The organism is Streptomyces sp. NPDC002588 (assembly GCF_040295925.1).
In the GTDB taxonomy this organism is placed as follows: Bacteria; Actinomycetota; Actinomycetes; order Streptomycetales; family Streptomycetaceae; genus Streptomyces.
Genome location: NZ_JBEOWF010000005.1, coordinates 141,425 through 158,776 on the forward strand (window position 1 = coordinate 141,425; position 17,352 = coordinate 158,776).

At 72.0% G+C, this 17,352-nt stretch carries 14 protein-coding genes and 1 riboswitch; of the genes, 5 read left to right on the forward strand and 9 right to left on the reverse strand.

The features are described 5' to 3' along the window. Positions 1-188: 188 nt before the first annotated feature. The 3 genes from ABT057_RS07785 (at position 189) to sepH (ending at position 4,184) form a co-directional block, all read left to right on the forward strand. The gene (locus ABT057_RS07785) at positions 189-1,427 is read left to right on the forward strand and encodes an MFS transporter (protein WP_352341668.1); all 1,239 of its coding nucleotides are present in this window, start codon (positions 189-191) and stop codon (positions 1,425-1,427) included. Further along, positions 1,387-2,706 (forward strand): D-arabinono-1,4-lactone oxidase, encoded by a 1,320-nt coding sequence (locus ABT057_RS07790; protein WP_352341569.1) that lies wholly within the window; start codon positions 1,387-1,389, stop codon positions 2,704-2,706. Before ABT057_RS07785 ends, ABT057_RS07790 begins: the two co-directional genes overlap by 41 nt. Positions 2,707-3,143: 437 nt before the next feature. Then, a complete protein-coding gene (sepH, locus tag ABT057_RS07795) occupies positions 3,144-4,184 on the forward strand; it encodes a septation protein SepH (RefSeq protein ID WP_352341570.1) in 1,041 nt (346 codons plus the stop codon). A 128-nt stretch (positions 4,185-4,312) separates the two neighbouring features. On the opposite strand, the gene ABT057_RS07800 is transcribed toward sepH, so the two are convergent. Continuing rightward, positions 4,313-5,164 (reverse strand): sulfurtransferase, encoded by an 852-nt coding sequence (locus ABT057_RS07800; protein ID WP_352341571.1) that lies wholly within the window; start codon positions 5,162-5,164, stop codon positions 4,313-4,315. A 220-nt stretch (positions 5,165-5,384) separates the two neighbouring features. On the opposite strand from ABT057_RS07800, the gene ABT057_RS07805 reads away from it, so the two are divergent. Next, complete coding sequence (locus ABT057_RS07805) at positions 5,385-6,188, forward strand: VOC family protein (protein WP_352341572.1); 804 nt, start codon at positions 5,385-5,387, stop codon at positions 6,186-6,188. A gap of 52 nt (positions 6,189-6,240) precedes the next feature. Here ABT057_RS07805 and ABT057_RS07810 read toward each other — a convergent pair whose 3' ends face one another. From ABT057_RS07810 to ABT057_RS07825, 4 genes are all read right to left on the reverse strand, one after another. Then, complete coding sequence (locus ABT057_RS07810; RefSeq protein WP_352341573.1) at positions 6,241-6,882, reverse strand: thymidine kinase; 642 nt, start codon at positions 6,880-6,882, stop codon at positions 6,241-6,243. Positions 6,883-6,962: 80 nt separating this feature from the next. Beyond that, positions 6,963-8,150, reverse strand: coding sequence for an alkaline phosphatase family protein (locus tag ABT057_RS07815; protein WP_352341574.1), 1,188 nt, complete (start codon positions 8,148-8,150; stop codon positions 6,963-6,965). Beyond that, positions 8,150-8,746: a DUF5998 family protein gene (locus ABT057_RS07820; protein WP_352341575.1), complete on the reverse strand. Its 597-nt coding sequence runs from the start codon at positions 8,744-8,746 to the stop codon at positions 8,150-8,152. Before ABT057_RS07820 ends, ABT057_RS07815 begins: the two co-directional genes overlap by 1 nt. An 88-nt stretch (positions 8,747-8,834) precedes the next feature. Beyond that, on the reverse strand, positions 8,835-11,654 hold the full coding sequence (locus tag ABT057_RS07825; RefSeq protein ID WP_352341576.1) for a bifunctional acetate--CoA ligase family protein/GNAT family N-acetyltransferase: 2,820 nt from the start codon (positions 11,652-11,654) through the stop codon (positions 8,835-8,837). Between the two features lie 177 nt (positions 11,655-11,831). Between ABT057_RS07825 and ABT057_RS07830 the strand changes: the two genes are divergently transcribed. Continuing rightward, positions 11,832-12,113 carry an HPr family phosphocarrier protein gene (locus tag ABT057_RS07830; RefSeq protein ID WP_053655224.1) on the forward strand — a complete coding sequence of 94 codons (282 nt, stop codon included), beginning with the start codon at positions 11,832-11,834 and terminating at the stop codon, positions 12,111-12,113. A gap of 217 nt (positions 12,114-12,330) precedes the next feature. Here ABT057_RS07830 and ABT057_RS07835 read toward each other — a convergent pair whose 3' ends face one another. The 4 genes from ABT057_RS07835 to ABT057_RS07850 form a co-directional block, all read right to left on the reverse strand. Then, complete coding sequence (locus tag ABT057_RS07835) at positions 12,331-13,026, reverse strand: GntR family transcriptional regulator (protein ID WP_352341577.1); 696 nt, start codon at positions 13,024-13,026, stop codon at positions 12,331-12,333. A gap of 187 nt (positions 13,027-13,213) precedes the next feature. Continuing rightward, positions 13,214-13,957 carry a M23 family metallopeptidase gene (locus tag ABT057_RS07840; RefSeq protein ID WP_352341578.1) on the reverse strand — a complete coding sequence of 248 codons (744 nt, stop codon included), beginning with the start codon at positions 13,955-13,957 and terminating at the stop codon, positions 13,214-13,216. A 13-nt stretch (positions 13,958-13,970) separates the two neighbouring features. Further along, positions 13,971-14,170: riboswitch (cyclic di-AMP (ydaO/yuaA leader) on the reverse strand. A 200-nt stretch (positions 14,171-14,370) separates the two neighbouring features. Continuing rightward, complete coding sequence (locus tag ABT057_RS07845) at positions 14,371-15,759, reverse strand: M16 family metallopeptidase (protein WP_352341579.1); 1,389 nt, start codon at positions 15,757-15,759, stop codon at positions 14,371-14,373. Next, complete coding sequence (locus tag ABT057_RS07850) at positions 15,756-17,105, reverse strand: M16 family metallopeptidase (RefSeq protein WP_352341580.1); 1,350 nt, start codon at positions 17,103-17,105, stop codon at positions 15,756-15,758. The genes ABT057_RS07845 and ABT057_RS07850 overlap by 4 nt, the downstream gene beginning before the upstream one ends. Between the last annotated feature and the right edge of the window lie 247 nt (positions 17,106-17,352).

Sequence of the window (17,352 nt, forward strand, 5' to 3'; positions counted from 1 at the left end):
AAAGGGCGGGGTGCCGCGCCGGAGGTGCCTGCCGCGGAGGCTCGCGCGCCGGTGCATTAGGGTGACCTCACTCGTAAGCTGTATGGGCTGCCTACGCGCCTTACCAGGCGTGGCCGGGCACCGACGAGCCTTTTCCTCCCGCCGCGCGGAGTCGCCACGCGCGCGTGACCGGACCACCGGAGACCCCCGTGCCCAGCCCCTACCGCGCCCTGTTCGCAGCCCCCGGCTCCAAGGGCTTCTCCGCCGCGGGCTTCGTCGGCCGGATGCCGCTGTCGATGATGGGCATCGGCGTGGTCACGATGGTCTCCCAGCTGACCGGGCGCTACGGCCTCGCGGGCGCCCTGTCGGCGGCCATCGCGCTGGCGGCCGCGCTGATCGGGCCGCAGATCTCGCGCCTGGTGGACCAGCACGGGCAGCGCAGGGTGCTGCGCCCCGCGACACTGGTCGCGCTGGCGGCCTCGGCCGGCCTGCTGGCGGCCGCGCATTTCGGATGGCCCGACTGGGTGCTGTTCGTCTGCGCCGCGGGCATCGGTTCGGTGCCGAGTCTGGGCGCGATGATCCGGGCCCGCTGGGCGGCCCTGTACCGGGGCACACCGCAGTTGCACACCGCGTACTCCTTCGAGTCCGTGGTCGACGAGGTGTGCTTCATCTTCGGGCCGATCATCTCGATCGGCCTGTCCACCGCCTGGTTCCCGGAGGCGGGCCCGCTGCTCGCCGCCTGTTTCCTCGCCGTCGGTGTCTTCTGGCTGACCTCCCAGCGGGCCACCGAGCCCGAGCCGCACCCGCGCGAGCGGCGCGGCGTCGGATCGGCGCTGCGCTCGCCCGGCCTGCAGGTCCTGGTGACCACCTTCGTGGCGACCGGCGCGATCTTCGGGGCGGTCGACGTGGTGACCGTCGCCTTCGCCGACGAACGGGGCCACAAGGGGGCGGCCAGCGTCGTCCTGGCGCTCTACGCGGCCGGTTCCTGCCTCGCCGGGCTCGTCTTCGGACTGCTGCGGCTCAAGAGGGCCCCGGAACTGCGCTGGCTGCTGGGCGTGCTCATGATGGCCGTGAGTATGATCCCCCTCCTACTGGTCGGAAACTTGCCGTTTCTGGCCGTGGCGCTGTTCCTTGCGGGCCTGGCCATCGCTCCCACGATGATCACCACCATGTCCCTCATCGAAGAGCACGTACCACGCGCACAACTGACCGAGGGCATGACCTGGATCAGCACCGGGCTCGCGGTCGGGGTCGCGCTCGGCTCCTCCATCGCCGGCTGGGTCATCGACGCGGCCGGTGCGCAGGCCGGGTACGGGGTTCCGGCGGTGTCCGGAGCCGTCGCGGCCGCGGTCGGTTTCCTGGGGTACCGCCGGCTCAGCAGGCCGGCTCCGGGTCGGGGAGGCACCGTTGAGCACCACAGCGAGCGGGAAGAACGCCACGTGGCGTAACTGGGGCGGCAATGTGACCGCACGCCCCGCGCGGGAGGTCACGCCCGCCTCCGTCGACGAACTGGCCGCGGCGGTGCGCCGGGCCGCCGAGGACGGACTGAAGGTGAAGGCGGTCGGCACCGGTCACTCCTTCACGTCGATCGCCGCCACCGACGGCATGTTGATCCGCCCTCAGCTCTTGACGGGCATCCGCAACATTGATCGCGACAACATGACCGTCACGGTCGAGGCCGGCACACCGCTCAAGAGACTCAACATGGCCCTCGCGCGCGAGGGCCTCTCGCTCACCAACATGGGCGACATCATGGAACAGACGGTCTCCGGGGCCACCAGCACCGGCACCCACGGAACGGGCCGCGAGTCCGCCTCGATCGCCGCCCAGATCAGGGGGCTGGAGCTCGTCACCGCCGACGGTTCGGTGCTCGCCTGCTCCGAGAAGGAGAATCCGGAGGTCTTCGCGGCCGCCCGGATCGGCCTCGGCGCCCTCGGCATCGTCACCGCCATCACCTTCGCCGTGGAGCCGGTCTTCCTGCTCACCGCGCGCGAGGAGCCGATGCCGTTCGACAAGGTCCTCGCCGACTTCGACGAGCTGTGGGCCGAGAACGAGCACTTCGAGTTCTACTGGTTCCCGCACACCGGCAGCACCAACACCAAGCGCAACAACCGCAGTGCGGGCCCCCGCCGGCCGGTGAGCCAGGTCTCGGGCTGGATCGAGGACGAGTTCCTGTCCAACGGCGTCTTCCAGGTGGCCCAGTGGGTCGGCCGCGCGGCGCCCGCCACGATCCCGACGATCGCGCAGGTCTCCAGCAGGGCGCTGTCCGCGCGCACCTACACCGACATTCCCTACAAGGTCTTCACGTCCCCGCGCCGGGTGCGCTTCGTGGAGATGGAGTACGCCGTCCCGCGCGCGGCCGCGACCGAGGTGCTGCGCGAGCTCAGGACGATGGTCGACCGCTCGGACCTGCGGATCAGCTTCCCCGTGGAGGTGCGCACGGCGCCCGCCGACGACATCACGCTCTCCACCGCCTCCGGCCGCGACAGCGCGTACATCGCCGTCCACATGGTCAAGGGGACGCCGTACCAGGCGTACTTCACCGCCGCGGAGCGCATCCTCACCGCGCACGAGGGCCGGCCGCACTGGGGCAAGGTGCACACGCGCGACGCGGAGTACTTCGCCCAGGTGTACCCGCGCTTCGGCGAGTTCACCGCGCTGCGCGACCGCCTGGACCCCGAACACCTGTTCCAGAATGACTACTTGCGGAGGATTCTGGGCGCCTGACGCGCCACCGCCGTTCCGGAAGGGTTCGAACCGAAGTCGGCGGCTCCATTTCCGCAGATCACGTGAAACACGCCACTTACAAGATCACAGAAGCCGTGTAACGGACGGCCGAGTCCCACTCGTTGCCAGAAGTTGGGCGGCGTGCCAATCCACGCACGTGGCCCAAATGGAGTACTGTTGCGAGCCCTGGGCCCGGCCTCCCTACAGGGTGTCCGGGGCCTTGCTGGACCGCCAGGAGGGGCTAGTTGCACAGGGTGACAGCGTTGGTCACTTAGCGTGGCGAATAGGTAACCGTGCCATAACGGCGATCAAGGGCCTGTGCCCGACACGCCGGGCAACTCGGCAAGGTTGTGGCAGGCTGCACCCGGGCAGGCCACACTCGTCTAGCGGAAGCAGCGACGCACGTGACGTCGGCAGGCACCACCCGGGAGGTCCCCATGCCCGAACTGCGTGTCGTGGCCGTCTCCAATGACGGCACACGGCTGGTGCTGAAGGCTGCGGACAGCACGGAGTACACGCTTCCGATCGATGAGCGTCTGCGCGCCGCCGTTCGCGGCGACCGTCCCCGCCTCGGCCAGATCGAGATCGAGGTGGAGAGCCATCTCCGCCCCCGCGACATCCAGGCGCGGATACGAGCCGGTGCGACCGCGGAAGAGGTCGCCCAGATGGCGGGTATCCCCGTCGACCGTGTGCGCCGCTTCGAGGGCCCCGTGCTGGCCGAGCGCGCCTTCATGGCCGAGCGGGCCCGCAAGACGCCCGTCCGCCGGCCCGGTGAGAACGCCGCGGGCCCCCAGCTCGGCGAGGCCGTCCAGGAGCGTCTGCTGCTGCGCGGCGCCGAGAAGGACACCGTCCAGTGGGACTCCTGGCGCCGCGACGACGGCACCTGGGAGGTCCTGCTCGTCTACCGGGTCGCGGGCGAACCGCACTCGGCGAGCTGGACGTACGACCCGCCCCGGCGGCTCGTCCAGGCCGTCGACGAGGAGGCGCGCTCGCTGATCGGCGAGTCCGACGACCTCGCCGCGCCGGAGCCCAGCTTTCCGTTCGTTCCGCGGATCGCCCGGCTGCCGCGCGACCGCGGGATGGACCGCGCCCTCGATCGTCCGAGCCTGCCCGCCCAGCCGTCCGAGCCGGCCGAGGAGAGCACCGGCGAGCGGGAGCGGGACTCCCTGACCAGCCTGCTGGAGGCGGTACCGAGCTTCCGCGGCGACCTGGTCGTCCCGGAGCGCCCGCCGGAGCCCCCCGCGGAGGAGCCGGACGAGCAGGAGCCGGTCGCCGAGGAGCCCCCGGCGCCCGCCGCCTCCGCCGGTTCCGCCTACGCGGACGTCCTCATGCCGCGTTCCGTCGGCAGCCACCGCGACCGGTTGATCGGCGCCACCGACCGGCAGGCCGAGGCGGACGGCGTCCGGCCGGGCCGCCGGGCCGCGGTGCCGAGCTGGGACGAGATCGTGTTCGGGACCCGGCGCAAGAAGCAGGAGTAACGCGCCGTCCGGCACACCTGCCGGGTGGCCCGCCACTTCGCATAAGTCGGTTCGCACGCCGGTTCATACGTACGGGAGGGCCGCACCTGCTCGGTGCGGCCCTCCCGTACGTCCCGATGCGACGGAGGTCACTGCGGGTCGGGGCCCACCGCGACCGGCCTCGACGGATCCGAGGACCACTCCGACCACGAGCCCACGTACAGGGCCGCCGGGATGCCGGCGACCGCCAGGGCCAGCACTTCGTGGGCGCCGGAGACGCCAGAACCGCAGTACACGCCGACCTCGGTGCCGTCGGAGGCCCCCAGTGCCTTGAAGCGGTCGTGGAGCTCCTCGGCGGGCAGGAAACGGCCGTCGGGACCGACGTTGTCGGTGGTGGGCGCGGAGACCGCGCCGGGGATGTGCCCGCCGACCCGGTCGATCGGCTCGACCTCGCCCCGGTAGCGCTCCCCCGCGCGCGCGTCGAACAGCACCCCCGAGCGCGCCAGTTCGGCGGCGGCGTCCGCGTCGAGCAGGCCCGCGGCGCCCGGCACCGGCTCGAAGTCGCCCTCCACGCGCGCGGGGACGTCGACCGAGAGCTCGCCGCTCCACTGCGGCAACCCGCCGTCCAGGACCCGCACGTCCGGGTGACCCGTCCAGCGCAGCATCCACCACGCGCGGGCCGCCGCCCAGCCCTGTCCGCCGTCGTACACCACCACCGGCCGGGTGGCCGAGACGCCGGCCCGGCGCATCGCCGCTCCGAACTCCGCGGGGTCGGGGAGCGGATGCCGGCCGGCGACGCCCGCCGCTCCGGCGAGTTCCCGGTCCAGGTCGACGTAGACCGCCGTGGGCACGTGTCCGGCCGCGTAGGCCGCCCGCCCGTCGAAGGGCGGCTCCCCGGCCGCCCTGGCCACGGAGAGCTGCCAGCGGACGTCGAGGACCACGGGCGGGTTCTCCCCCGCCAGGTCGCCGACGAGTTCGGTTGCGGTGATGATGGCGTTCATGGCCACCATCCTCGCGCACGGGGTGGCCCCGTCCTCCATGTCCGGCTAATCTGCTCGGCCGGACACCGCTGATCACCAGGCGTGCGGGATCGAGCACATCCCGTACACGCGATCGACATAGGGCGACAACCGCGCGTAAACCATTGAGAAACCCCCCGTCAGGCATCCTCCGAGGGCGGAAGCGACACGGCCACCATCAGGGGCCGGGGAGAGAGGGACGATGACCGAGGCACGTGGGTCGGCCGGCCCCGGCGGCACAGCACACGCCCGGTACACGCCCGGTACACCCTGCTGGGTGAGTCTGATGGTGCACGGATTGACGGCGACCCAGGACTTCTACAGCGAGCTGTTCGGTTGGGAATTCCAACCCGGCCCGCACCAGCTCGGACCGTACGTGCGGGCCCTGCTGGACGGCCGCGAGGTGGCCGGAATCGGCCAACTCCCGCCGGACCGCCACCTCCCGGTCGCCTGGACGCCCTACCTCGCCTCCGACGACGTGGACGCGAGTGCCGAAACGGTACGGCTGTGCGGCGGCACGATCGGGGTCGGCCCGCTGGACGCCGCAGAAGCCGGCCGCCTGGCGATCGGCTCCGACCCGTCCGGCGCCGTCTTCGGCATCTGGCAGGCGGCCGGGCACCGCGGCACGAACATCGCAGGAGTGCCCGGCACCCCCGCCTGGAACGAACTGCTGACCTACGAGACGGTGAGCGTCGGCAAGTTCTACGAGACGGTGTTCGGCTACGACGAGGAGGCGGAGGTGTCCGCCGGCTTCGACTACGTGACCCTGCACGTCGACGGGCGCGCGGTGGCCGGCATCCACGGCGTGGGCACCGCGCTGCCCCGCGACCGGGGGCCGCACTGGGTGACCTACTTCGAGGTGGCCGACGCGGACGCCGCACTCGCCCTCGTCACCGGCCTCGGCGGACATGTCGTCAGACCGGCCCGCGACAGCGCACACGGGCGCGTGGCCACCGTCGCGGACCCCGAGGGAGCCCGCTTCGCCCTGATCCAGGACCCTCGCTGAGGACGCCCCGCCGAGGACGGTCCTGCCGGGTGCCCCGGCCCGGTCCCCGCACCTACTGCACCGGCAGCACGTCCGGCGACAGGGCCGCCGCCCGGGCCGACGCCGAGGTCATACGGCGCCGGTGGTGGCGCCGGCACAGCACCTCGTACCCCACGGTGTCCGCCTGGTTCACATCTCCAACGACGACCTGCGCGCCCTCGACGACCATGACACCGCCCACCGTGCGGGCGTTGTGCGTGGCACGGGCTCCGCACCAGCACAGGGCCTCGACCTGGAGGACCTCCACCCGGTCGGCGAGTTCGACCAGCCGCTGGGAGCCGGGGAACAGCTTGGAGCGGAAGTCGGTGGTGATACCGAAGGCATAGACGTCAATGCCGAGATCGTCGACCACGCGCGCGAGCTGGTCGATCTGTTCCTCGGCCAGGAACTGCGCCTCGTCCGCGATCACATAGTCCGCGCGGCCGCCCTGGGAGAGGTGGTCGACGAGGTACGCGTACAGGTCCTGGCCGTCCTCGACCTCGACTGCGTCGGTGACCAGGCCGAGACGGGAGGACAGCTTGCCCTCGCCCGCCCGGTCGTCGCGGGTGAAGATCATGCCCTGCAGCCCGCGCGCGGAGCGGTTGTGCTCGATCTGCAGAGCCAGCGTCGACTTCCCGCAGTCCATGGTTCCGGAGAAGAACACCAGCTCGGGCATGAGAAGTTGAGCACCTTTCGGCGAAGAAGGCGGAGACGAAGGGGACGGGGACGACGGAGAGGCCCGGGAGGACCGGGACGTCAGGAGCGTACTTCGAGCAGGGGGACGAGTTGTTCGGCAGGGGTCATCGAACCGTGGTTGCCGACCATGGCCGACTCCTTGGGCTCCCGCTCGGAGGCGATGATCAGGACGTCATCCCGGGCGGCCGCGATCACGTCGCCGAGACGGCGGTACACCCGCTCGTCGACCTGCGGACCGAACCAGCCCGCGGCGATCGCCTCATCCCTCGAGGCCACCCAGAACTGCTCGCCGAGCACCTCGCGCCAGCAGGTCAGCACGTCGTCCTCGGCGCCCTGGACCGCGTACACATGGCGGGCACGGCCCTCGCCGCCGAACAGGGCGACACCGGCGCGCAGCTCCCAGTCCTCGTCGAAGTCGATGCGGTGCTGCTCGTCGAAGGGCACGTCGAGCATGCCATGGTCGGCGGTGACGTAGAGCGCGCTGCGCGGGGGCAGTTGCTCGGCCAGGCGCTGGACCAGCCGGTCGACGTACATGAGCTGGCCGCGCCAGGTGTCGGACGCGATGCCGTAGCGGTGGCCCGCGCCGTCCAGTTCGGCGTAGTACGTGTAGACGAGGGAACGGTCGCCGGCGGCGAGCTGCTCGGCGGCGAGGTCCATGCGCTCCTCGCCGGTCAGCCGCCCGTGGAACGTTCCGCCGCTGAGCGCGACCTTCGTCAGCGGGGTGTTCTGGAACGCGGGCGACGACACCTGCGCGGCGTGCACACCGGCCTTGTCGGCGAGCTGGAAGACGGTCGGGTACGGCTGCCAGGCGCCGGGTGGGCTCCACGGCTGCCAGCGGAGCTGGTTCATCAGCTCGCCCGTGGCCGGGTTGCGCACGGTGTAGCCGGGCAGGCCGTGGGCGCCCGGCGGGAGGCCGGTGCCGACGGAGGCGAGGGAGGTCGCGGTGGTCGCCGGGTATCCGGCGGTGAGCGGGCGCCCGGTACCGCCGCGCGAGCTGCCGAGGAGGGCGTGCAGATAGGGCGCCTCGTCCGGGTGGGCCTTGATCTGCTCCCAGCCGAGACCGTCGATCAGGAAGACGCAGTTGCGGTCGGCCGGGGTCAGCTCCGGGATGGCCGCGGCCATGCCGGGTACGCCCAGGCCCGCGGCCAGGGTGGGCAGCAGGTCGGCGAGGGAGCCGGAGCCGTACTCGGGGACGGGGGCGGAGGAGACGGCGAGCGGTTCGGGGTGGTCCCAGACTGGCTGTGCCATCAGCGCGCGATGTCCGCGGTGGCCTCGGAGAGCGCCTGCGCGAAGGCGAGCGCCTGGCGCACCGTCTCCGGGCCGTCGCCCGCCTCGCTGACGCGCAGGCTGAGGTCGTCCGCCGTCGAGTTGCCCGTGTAGCCGTGATCGGCGTCGCAGTTGGGGTCGCCGCACGCGGCCGGCTCCAGGTCGATGCGGGAGACGGCGCCCCAGCCGATGGTCAGCACCACCTCGCGCGGCAGCGTGCCCGGCGCGTACGACTCGGGGTTCGCGACCACGCGGCTGACGACGACCGAGGAGATCCGGCCGATCTTCACCGACTCCGTGGACGTCGTGGCGTACGGCGTCGGAGAGGTGGTGTCGGCGGCCTGTTCGTCGGTGTGGCTGACGATGAAGCGGTTGCCGGTGAGCACCAGGACGGTCACATGCCGACGCACCTCGTTCTGGTCGAACGTGGTCTCCTGGTGGACCAGGTACGACCGGATGGGCTCGCCGCCCACAGCGGCCTCCACCGCCTCGGCCACGAGGGCCGGGTAGTAGCCGCTGCGCTCGATCGCCACGCGCAGCCCCTGGGTCGTCGTACTGGTCTTGGCCATGCCGTCCATCCTACGGGGACCCGCTGACTGCGAGGCACCGCTCGCGGGGGCTTCCGTGGGGTGGAAGCGCCCCGCCCGACGTGCCGGACGGCCCGCCTCAGTACACCGGGAGCGTCCGGGGGCCGAGGTCGTCGCGGGCCGGGGGCGGGGCGAGCCGGACCGAGGCGCCCAGGACGCTGAGGCCGTGCGGGGCGACGACGACCGGTTCCAGGGTGAGCCCGACGACCTCCGGGTGGTCGTCGACCAGACGGGACACCCTGAGCAGCAGTTCCTCGAGGGCGGGAGTGTCGACGGGCGTGGAGCCGCGCCAGCCGAAGAGGAGGGGGGCGGTGCGGATCGAGCGGATCAGGGAGGTCGCGTCACGGTCGGTGACCGGGACCAGCCGGTGGGCCGTGTCGTCGAGCAGCTGCGAGGCCGCCCCGGCGAGCCCGAAGGAGAGCACCGCTCCGGCCGCCGGGTCGATGACCGCGCGGACGACCGTGTCGACTCCGCGCGGAGCCATCGCCTGGACGACCGGGCGCAGCTCCTCGGGCCGGCCGAACAGCCCGGTCAGTTCGGCGTAGGCCCGCCGCAGTTGCTCCTCGTCGGCGAGGTCGAGGCGTACACCGCCCAGGTCGGCGCGGTGGCGCAGATGCGGGGCGGTGGCCTTGAGCGCGACCGGGTAGCCGAGATCGGCGGCGGCCCGCACCGCGTCCTCGGGGGTGGGCGCGGGGACGGCCCGTCGGGTGCGGATGCCGTAGTGGCCGAGCAGCTCGCAGGTCTCCTCGGCGCCGAGGGTGAGGCCCTGCCCGCGCGCGAGGAGCCCGTCGATCAGCCGGGCCGCGCCCTTCTCGTCGATGTCCTCGTACCCGGGCACCTTGCCGGGATCGGCTGCCTCGCGCCGCCACTGCGCGTACTTCACCGCTTCGGCGAGGGCCCGGACGGCCCGTTCGGCCGCGGGGTAGGCCGGGATGAGGTGCGCGCCCTCGGCGGGGGGAGCGACGGCTGCCGGCTGCTGCTGCGTCGCGCCGCCCGGCGCCGCCTCACGCGCGCGTACGACTGTTTCGGCGCGCGGTGCGGTGCTCGTCGCCGCGGACAGCGCCGCCGCGAGGCCGCCCAGCTCGACGTGGACGACGAGCACCGGCTTGGCGGGGGCCGCGGCGGCGGCCGAGCGCAGCGCCTGGGCGAGCTGCGCGTCGCTCGGTGAGGTCTCGCCGATGGCCGGGATCGCCGTCACCACCACGGCGTCGCACGTGTCGTCGGCCAGCGCCCGGGTGAGCGCCGCGTGGAAGTCCTCCGCGGAGGCCTCCGTCGTCAGGTCCAGCGGCGGCAGGGGCCGCAGCCCCTCTGAGAGACAGGCGTCGTACGTGAGCAGGCCCAGGGACTCGGAGTTGCCGAGGATCGCCACGCGCGGGCCGGTCGGCAGCGGCTGGCGGGCGAGCAGCAGGCCGGCGTCGACCAGTTCGGTGATGGTGTCGACGCGGATCACCCCGGCCTGGCGCAGCAACGCCGACACCGTGGCGTGCGGGAGACGGGTCGCGCGGACGGCGTGTCCCTGCGGGGCCGAGCCGGAGCCCTGGACGACGACCAGCGGTTTCGCCGCCGCCGTGCGCCGCGCGAGGCGGGTGAACTTGCGTGGGTTGCCGATGGACTCCAGGTACATGAGGGCGACATCGGTGTCGGGGTCGTCGTACCAGTACTGCAGGACGTCGTTGCCGGAGACGTCCGCGCGGTTGCCGGAGGAGACGAACGTGGAGACGCCGGTGTCGCCGGTGACACCTCCGCCGCGCCGGTGCAGCCGGGACAGCAGGGCGATGCCGATGGCGCCGGACTGGGCGAACAGGCCGATGCGGCCGGGGCGCGGCATCTCCGGGGCCAGCGAGGCGTTGAGCCGCACCTCGGGTGAGGTGTTGATGACGCCGAAGGCGTTGGGGCCGATGATCCGCATGCCGTACGCGCGTGCGTGCCGTACGAGGGCGCGCTGGCGCTCGCGACCGTCGGGGCCGCTCTCGGCGTATCCGGCGGAGAGGACGACGAGCCCCTGGACGCCGTGTTCGCCGCACTCGGTGACGACCTCGGGCACCTGCTCGGCGGGGACGGCGACGATCGCGAGGTCGACGGGGTCGGCGATGTCGCGCACGGAGCGGTGGGCCGGGACGCCGTCGAGTTCCTTCAGGTCCTCGGGGAAGGCCCGGTTCACGGCGTACAGGGGGCCGGTGAAGCCGGCCTCCCGCAGATTGCCGAGGACGCTGCGGCCGACGCCGCCGGGGGTGCGGCCGGTGCCGACGACGGCGACGGAGCCGGGTGCCAGCAGCCGCCCTACGGAGTGCGCCTCGGCACGCTGCTCCCGCGCGCGCTGCACGGCCAGGCTGCGTTCGGTGGGTTCGAGGTCGAACTCGAGGCGGACGACGCCGTCCTCGAAGCTGCGCTTCTGGGTGTAGCCGGCGTCCGTGAACACCTTGATCATCTTGGTGTTGGCGGGGAGCACCTCGGCGGCGAACCGGCGGATGCCGCGCTCGCGCGCGACGGCCGCGATGTGTTCGAGGAGCGTGGAGGCGACCCCGCGCCCCTGGTGGGCGTCCTGGACGAGGAAGGCGACCTCGGCCTCGTCGGCGGGCGCGGAGGCGGCCATGCCGTCGGCACCAATGCGGTCATAGCGTACGGTTGCGATGAACTCGCCGCCGATCGTGGCCGCGAGTCCCACCCTGTCCACAAAGTCGTGGTGCGTGAAGCGGTGGACGTCCTTTGCGGACAGGCGCGGGTAGGGCGCGAAGAAGCGGTAGTACTTCGACTCGTCCGAAACCTGCTCGTAGAAGCTGACCAGGCGCTCGGCGTCGTCGACGGTGATGGGTCGGATGCGCGCGGTGCCGCCGTCGCGCAGCACCACGTCGGCCTCCCAGTGGGCGGGGTACTCGTGCCGGTCCGAGGCGCTCTGCATGGGGCCCAGAGTACGGCTCGCGTCCGACGACGGCGCGAGGCAGTCTGTGGGGTCGGCAAGCCGGATCGAGGCCGCGATCCGGCTTGCCGCACGGGAACGGGACGTACGACCCGTTCCTCCCGCGCTTCACGTGTGGAACACTGGTCTAGACAACCTGAACCCGAAGGGCAGCAACACATGGCTGAGCGCCGCGTCAACGTCGGCTGGGCCGAGGGCCTCCACGCCCGCCCCGCCTCCATCTTCGTCCGAGCCGCCACGGCCGCAGGCGTCCCCGTGACGATCGCCAAGGCAGACGGCAACCCCGTCAACGCGGCCTCCATGCTGGCCGTCCTCGGCCTCGGCGCCCAGGGCGGCGAGGAGATCGTCCTCGCCTCCGACGCCGAGGGTGCGGACGTCGCCCTCGACCGGCTGGCGAAGCTGGTCGCCGAGGGCCTCGAGGAACTCCCCGAGACCGTCTGAGTCACGCGCGAAGCCGCGTCGTCCTCCCGGACGGCGCGGCTTCGTCGTTTTTGGCGCGAGGTGTCGCGGAGGTCTCCGTGAAATGACCGGAGGCATACCCGGAAAATCTTCGACGGGCATGCGAAGAGCGCGTCACCGAGAATTCCCGGCGCGCGCGAAAAAAGGCAGCGGAAATAGGTCTCCGCTGAATATCTCCTCTTTGTATACGGCCCCGGTGTTAATGCCGCAGACCCGTCATGTTTACGGGAGGTTGCGAAGTCCTCACACGGTCGCCGCGCTCGGCGGGGCCGGCGAACCGCAGCCGGTGTGCGACCGTCGCGCGCTCCGTGTGCAGCGCCGTGACCGCCCGCGCGCGCTCGCCGTCGCCACGCGCCACCGCGTCCACGATCGCGCCGTGCTCGGCCCACGACTCCACGGGGTTGGCCGGCGCGTCCACCGCGTACATCCAGGCGATCTTGTGGCGCAGCTGGGTGAGCATCGACGTCAGGGCATGGCTTCCGGAGGCCTGAGCGAGCGTCTCGTGGAACCAGCCGCCCAGGGAGCGCAGATCCTCGCTGTTGCCCCTCCTGGCGCGCTCCTGGCCCAGCCGGACGAGGCCGCGCAGCACCTTCAGATGGGCCTCGGTGCGCCGCTGGGCGGCCCGGGCCGCACCGAGCGGCTCGAGGAGCATCCGCATCTCCAGCAGGTCGGCGGCCTCCTGCTCGGTCGGCTCCGCGACGCACGCGCCCGCGTGCCGCCGGGTGACGACGAAGCCCTCGGCCTCCAGGGTGCGCAGCGCCTCTCGGACGGGGACCCGGGAAACGCCGTAGCGGCGGGCGAGGAGTTCCTCGGTGAGACGGCTGCCACGCTCGTAGACACCCGCGACGATGTCGTCCCGGATGGCCGTGCACACCGAGTGCGCCGGAATACGCATGACCGACCTCCGCCTTAATCCCCGTGAAACGTCGACGATTGACGTGTGTTCCGTGACTCTATTGCAGCGGGACGGAATTTCCGATGGCAGGCCGGAATCCGGGGATATTTTTTGGACAGTGACGTGCCGAAAACGGCGAAAGCCCCGGCCGAGGGGGCCGGGGCCGACGATCTGTCGCCGTGTGTCGTCAGACGTTCACGCCGTGCTTGCGGAGGTAGGCGACCGGGTCGATGTCCGAGCCGTACTCCGCGGTGGTGCGCGCCTCGAAGTGCAGATGCGGGCCGGTGACGTTGCCCGTCGCGCCCGACAGGCCGATCTGCTGCCCCGGCGTGACCTGCTGGCCCACCGAGACCCCGATGGACGACAGGTGGCCGTACTGGGTGTAGGTGCCGTCGTTCATCTTGATGACGATCTGGTTGCCGTACGACCCTCCCCAGCCGGTCTCGACGACGGTGCCCAGACCGACCGCGTGCACGGTGGTGCCGCTGGCGGCGTGGAAGTCGATGCCGGTGTGGCTGCCGGAGGACCACAGGGAACTGCTGGCGTGGTAGCCGGTGGAGATGTAGGAGCCGGTGATCGGCAGCACGAAGGTGTTCAGCCGCTTGCGCTGGGCCTCGCGGGCCGCACGCACGCGTGCCTCGCGTTCCTCCACGGCCTTCTTGGCGGCCGCCTCGCGCGCGGCCTCCTCGTAGGCGGCCTTCTTCTGCACGGCGACCTGGTCGTCGATCTGCTCGGCGACGGCCTCGCCCGCGGTGACGACGGGGATCAGCCCGGTCTGCTCAGGGGTGGGCTCCGCGGCGAAAGCCGGACTGGAGGCGACGGTGGCCATGACACCGGTGGTGGCGAGCGCCGCGACACCCGCGGCGCGCGCGGTGTTGCGCTGCATCCGGCTGGGGCGACGGTGCTTCCCGGGGGCGCAGGTGAACGCCATGTAGATGAGCGGTCCTTTCCTTCCCTCTCGCCTACCGGGTTAGCTGACGGGTTCGGAGCAGGAAGGTCTCCTACGGGCCCCCTCGCGTCACCGCGCGGGCGTCCGATTCACCCCAGGGACTTCTGGGCCCCTCCAGCCGCGAAGCCGGCGACAGGAGGGAGGGTCCCCGGCTCCCCTGGCTCGCGCCGTACGGGGACTCGGCGATGACTGTCCGGTGCCGCGGATGCGGCGCACTGCCTGACGAACAGCCCGCATGAAGCTACGTGCGGCGGCTCTCAATCCTCAAACAGATCAAGGTTTTTGTAGCGCATCCCACAGGGCAGACAGGCAACCTCCGCCGTAATTCGGACATCTTGAGGCCCTGGTGACGCTTCCGTCGCCCAGGGCCCCAACGCGCGTGTGCCTGTTGGCCGCTACTCGGCGGCGACGACCTTCACCTCGCCGATGCCGAGCGCCTCGACCGGCTCCTTGATCTGCGCGGCGTCGCCCACGAGGACGGTCACCAGGCGGTCCACCGGGAAGGCGCTCACGGCCGCCGCGGTGGCCTCGACCGTGCCGGTGGCGGCGAGCTGCTGGTACAGCGTGGCCTGGTAGTCGTCGGGCAGGTGCTGCTCGACCTGGTCGGCCAGGGTGCCCGCGACGGCCGCCGCGGTCTCGTACTTCAGCGGCGCGACCCCGACGAGGTTCTGCACGGCGACGTCCCGCTCGGCGTCTGTCAGGCCCTCGGCGGCGAGGGTGCGCAGCACCTTCCACAGGTCGTCCAGCGCGGGGCCGGTGTTCGGGGTGTCGACGGAACCGCTGATGGCGAGCATCGCGGCGCCGGAGCCGTCCGGGGCGGACCGGAGGACCTGCCCGAAGGCGCGCACGCCGTAGGTGTAGCCCTTCTCCTCGCGCAGGACCCGGTCCAGCCGGGAGGTCAGGGTGCCGCCGAGGCAGTAGGTGCCGAGGACCTGTGCGGCCCACACGCGCGCGTGCCGGTCGGCGCCGATCCGCCCGATGAGCAACTGCGTCTGGACGGCGCCGGGGCGGTCCACGATCACGACCCGGCCGGTGTCGTCGGCGGTCACCGGCGGGACGGGCCGAAGCCGGGCGGCGGAGCCCGTCCAGGCGCCCAGGGTGTCGCCGAGGAGCGAGGCCAGGTCGACGCCCGTGAGGTCGCCGACGACCACGGCGGTCGCCGTGGCGGGCCTGACGTGCCTCTCGTAGAAGGCCCGTACGGCCGCGGAGTCGATCTTCTCGACGGTGTCCGCGGTGCCCTGGCGCGGGCGGGACATGCGCGCGGTCTCCGGGAAGAGCTCCTTGGAGAGCTCCTTGGCGGCGCGGCGGGAGGGGTTGGCCAGCTCGTGCGGGATCTCGTCCAGCCGGTTGCGGACCAGACGCTCGACCTCGCTGTCGGCGAAAGCGGGTGCGCGCAGGGCGTCGGCCACCAGACCCAGCGCCTTGGCCAGCCGGGAGGCGGGCACCTCCAGGCTCAGACGGACGCCGGGGTGGTCCGCGTGTGCGTCGAGAGTGGCGCCGGCACGCTCCAGCTCGGCCGCGAACTCCTCGGCGGAGTGCTTGTCGGTGCCCTCGGAGAAGGCGCGCGCCATGATCGTGGCGACGCCGTCCAGGCCGGCCGGTTCGGCGTCCAGGGGCGCGTCGAGGAGGATCTCGACGGCGACGACCTGCTGACCGGGGCGGTGGCAGTGCAGGACGGTCAGGCCGTTGCCCAGCGCGGTGCGCTCGGGTGCCGGGAACGCCCACGGCTTGGCCTCGCCCGCCGGGGGCTGGGGGTGGAAGTCCATCGTGGCGAGCTCGGTCACCGGGCCGCCTCCTCGTTCTCGTCCTGGTCGGCGGGGGCTTCGGGGGCGGTCGGCTCGTACACGAGGACCGCGCGGTTGTCGGGGCGCAGGCGGGCCTTCGCGACCTCCCGCACCTCCTCGGGCGTGATGTCGAGCACGCGCTGGACGGCGGTCAGGGCGAGCTGCGGATCGCCGAACAGGACGGCGAACCGGCACAGTTCGTCCGCGCGGCCGGCGACCGTGCCGAGCCGGTCGAGCCACTCGCGCTCCAACTGGGCCTGGGCACGCTCCATTTCCTCGGCCGTGGGGCCCTCCGCGGCGAACCGGGCGAGCTCCTCGTCGATGGCGGCCTCGATCACGGGCACCTCGACGTCCCCGGACGTCTTCACGTCCAGCCAGCCCAGGGAGGGCGCACCGGCGAGCCTCAGCAGCCCGAAACCGGCCGCCACGGCCGTCCGGTCCCTGCGCACCAGCCGGTTGTAGAGACGGGAGGACTCGCCGCCGCCGAGGACGGTGAGCGCCAGGTCGACCGCGTCGCACGCACGCGTGCCGTCGTTCGGCAGGCGGTAGGCGGCCATCAGGGCACGGGCCGGCACCTCCTCCTCGACGACCTCGCGCAGCTGCTCGCCGATGACGTCGGGCAGCGAGCCGTCCCGCGGTTCGGGCTTGCCGTCGTGGCCCGGGATGGAGCCGAAGTACTTCTCGACCCAGGCGAGCGTCTGCGCGGGGTCGATGTCGCCGACGACCGACAGGACGGCGTTGTTGGGCGCGTAGTAGGTGCGGAAGAACGAGCGCGCATCCTCCAGGGTCGCCGCGTCCAGGTCGGCCATCGAGCCGATCGGCGTGTGGTGGTAGGGGTGGCCGTCCGGGTAGGCGAGTGCGGTGAGCTTCTCGAACGCGGTGCCGTAGGGGACGTTGTCGTAACGCTGGCGGCGTTCGTTCTTCACCACGTCGCGCTGGTTCTCCATGGACTCGTCGTCCAGGGCGGCCAGCAGGGAGCCCATGCGGTCGGCCTCCAGCCAGAGGGCGAGCTCCAGCTGGTGGGTGGGCATGGTCTCGAAGTAGTTGGTGCGCTCGAAGCTGGTGGTGCCGTTGAGCGAGCCGCCGGCGCCCTGGATCAGCTCGAAGTGGCCGTTGCCCTTGACCTGGGCAGAGCCCTGGAACATGAGGTGCTCGAAAAGGTGAGCCAGGCCGGTACGGCCCTTGACTTCGTGGCGCGAGCCGACGTCGTACCAGAGACACACCGCCGCGACGGGGGTCAGGTGGTCCTCGGAGAGCACCACGCGCAGGCCGTTGGCCAGGCGGTGCTCGGTCGCTGTCAGGCCCCCGGTGCCTGCCTGGTCTGTGGCCGTGTGACCCATGGGCATGTACGTCCTTCCGATCGCGGACGCGGTCGTGGAAACCGCGTGTTCCCTGCCGGTCCTGTCACTGTATGCAAGCGTGCGGTCGGTCGGCGAAGTTCCCGGAGGTCGTACGCCGAGAGCGAGAAACCGGGACGCCGGACGGGGCAGGGACATGGCGTACCCTGCGGGCAATCATGAGAGGTCCCGGGTCCTGGGCCCGTCCTTGTCAGTGCCACGGTCCACAATGGACCGCGTCAGATCCCGTCAACAC

Coding starts and splice junctions, on each gene's coding strand:
- sepH (WP_352341570.1), top strand. CDS start 3,144: ATGCCCGAACTGCGTGTCGTGGCCGTCTCCAATGACGGCACACGGCTG.
- ABT057_RS07800 (WP_352341571.1), bottom strand. CDS start 5,164: ATGAACGCCATCATCACCGCAACCGAACTCGTCGGCGACCTGGCGGGG.
- ABT057_RS07805 (WP_352341572.1), top strand. CDS start 5,385: ATGACCGAGGCACGTGGGTCGGCCGGCCCCGGCGGCACAGCACACGCC.
- ABT057_RS07810 (WP_352341573.1), bottom strand. CDS start 6,882: ATGCCCGAGCTGGTGTTCTTCTCCGGAACCATGGACTGCGGGAAGTCG.
- ABT057_RS07815 (WP_352341574.1), bottom strand. CDS start 8,150: ATGGCACAGCCAGTCTGGGACCACCCCGAACCGCTCGCCGTCTCCTCC.
- ABT057_RS07820 (WP_352341575.1), bottom strand. CDS start 8,746: ATGGACGGCATGGCCAAGACCAGTACGACGACCCAGGGGCTGCGCGTG.
- ABT057_RS07825 (WP_352341576.1), bottom strand. CDS start 11,654: ATGCAGAGCGCCTCGGACCGGCACGAGTACCCCGCCCACTGGGAGGCC.
- ABT057_RS07830 (WP_053655224.1), top strand. CDS start 11,832: ATGGCTGAGCGCCGCGTCAACGTCGGCTGGGCCGAGGGCCTCCACGCC.
- ABT057_RS07835 (WP_352341577.1), bottom strand. CDS start 13,026: ATGCGTATTCCGGCGCACTCGGTGTGCACGGCCATCCGGGACGACATC.
- ABT057_RS07840 (WP_352341578.1), bottom strand. CDS start 13,957: ATGGCGTTCACCTGCGCCCCCGGGAAGCACCGTCGCCCCAGCCGGATG.
- ABT057_RS07850 (WP_352341580.1), bottom strand. CDS start 17,105: ATGCCCATGGGTCACACGGCCACAGACCAGGCAGGCACCGGGGGCCTG.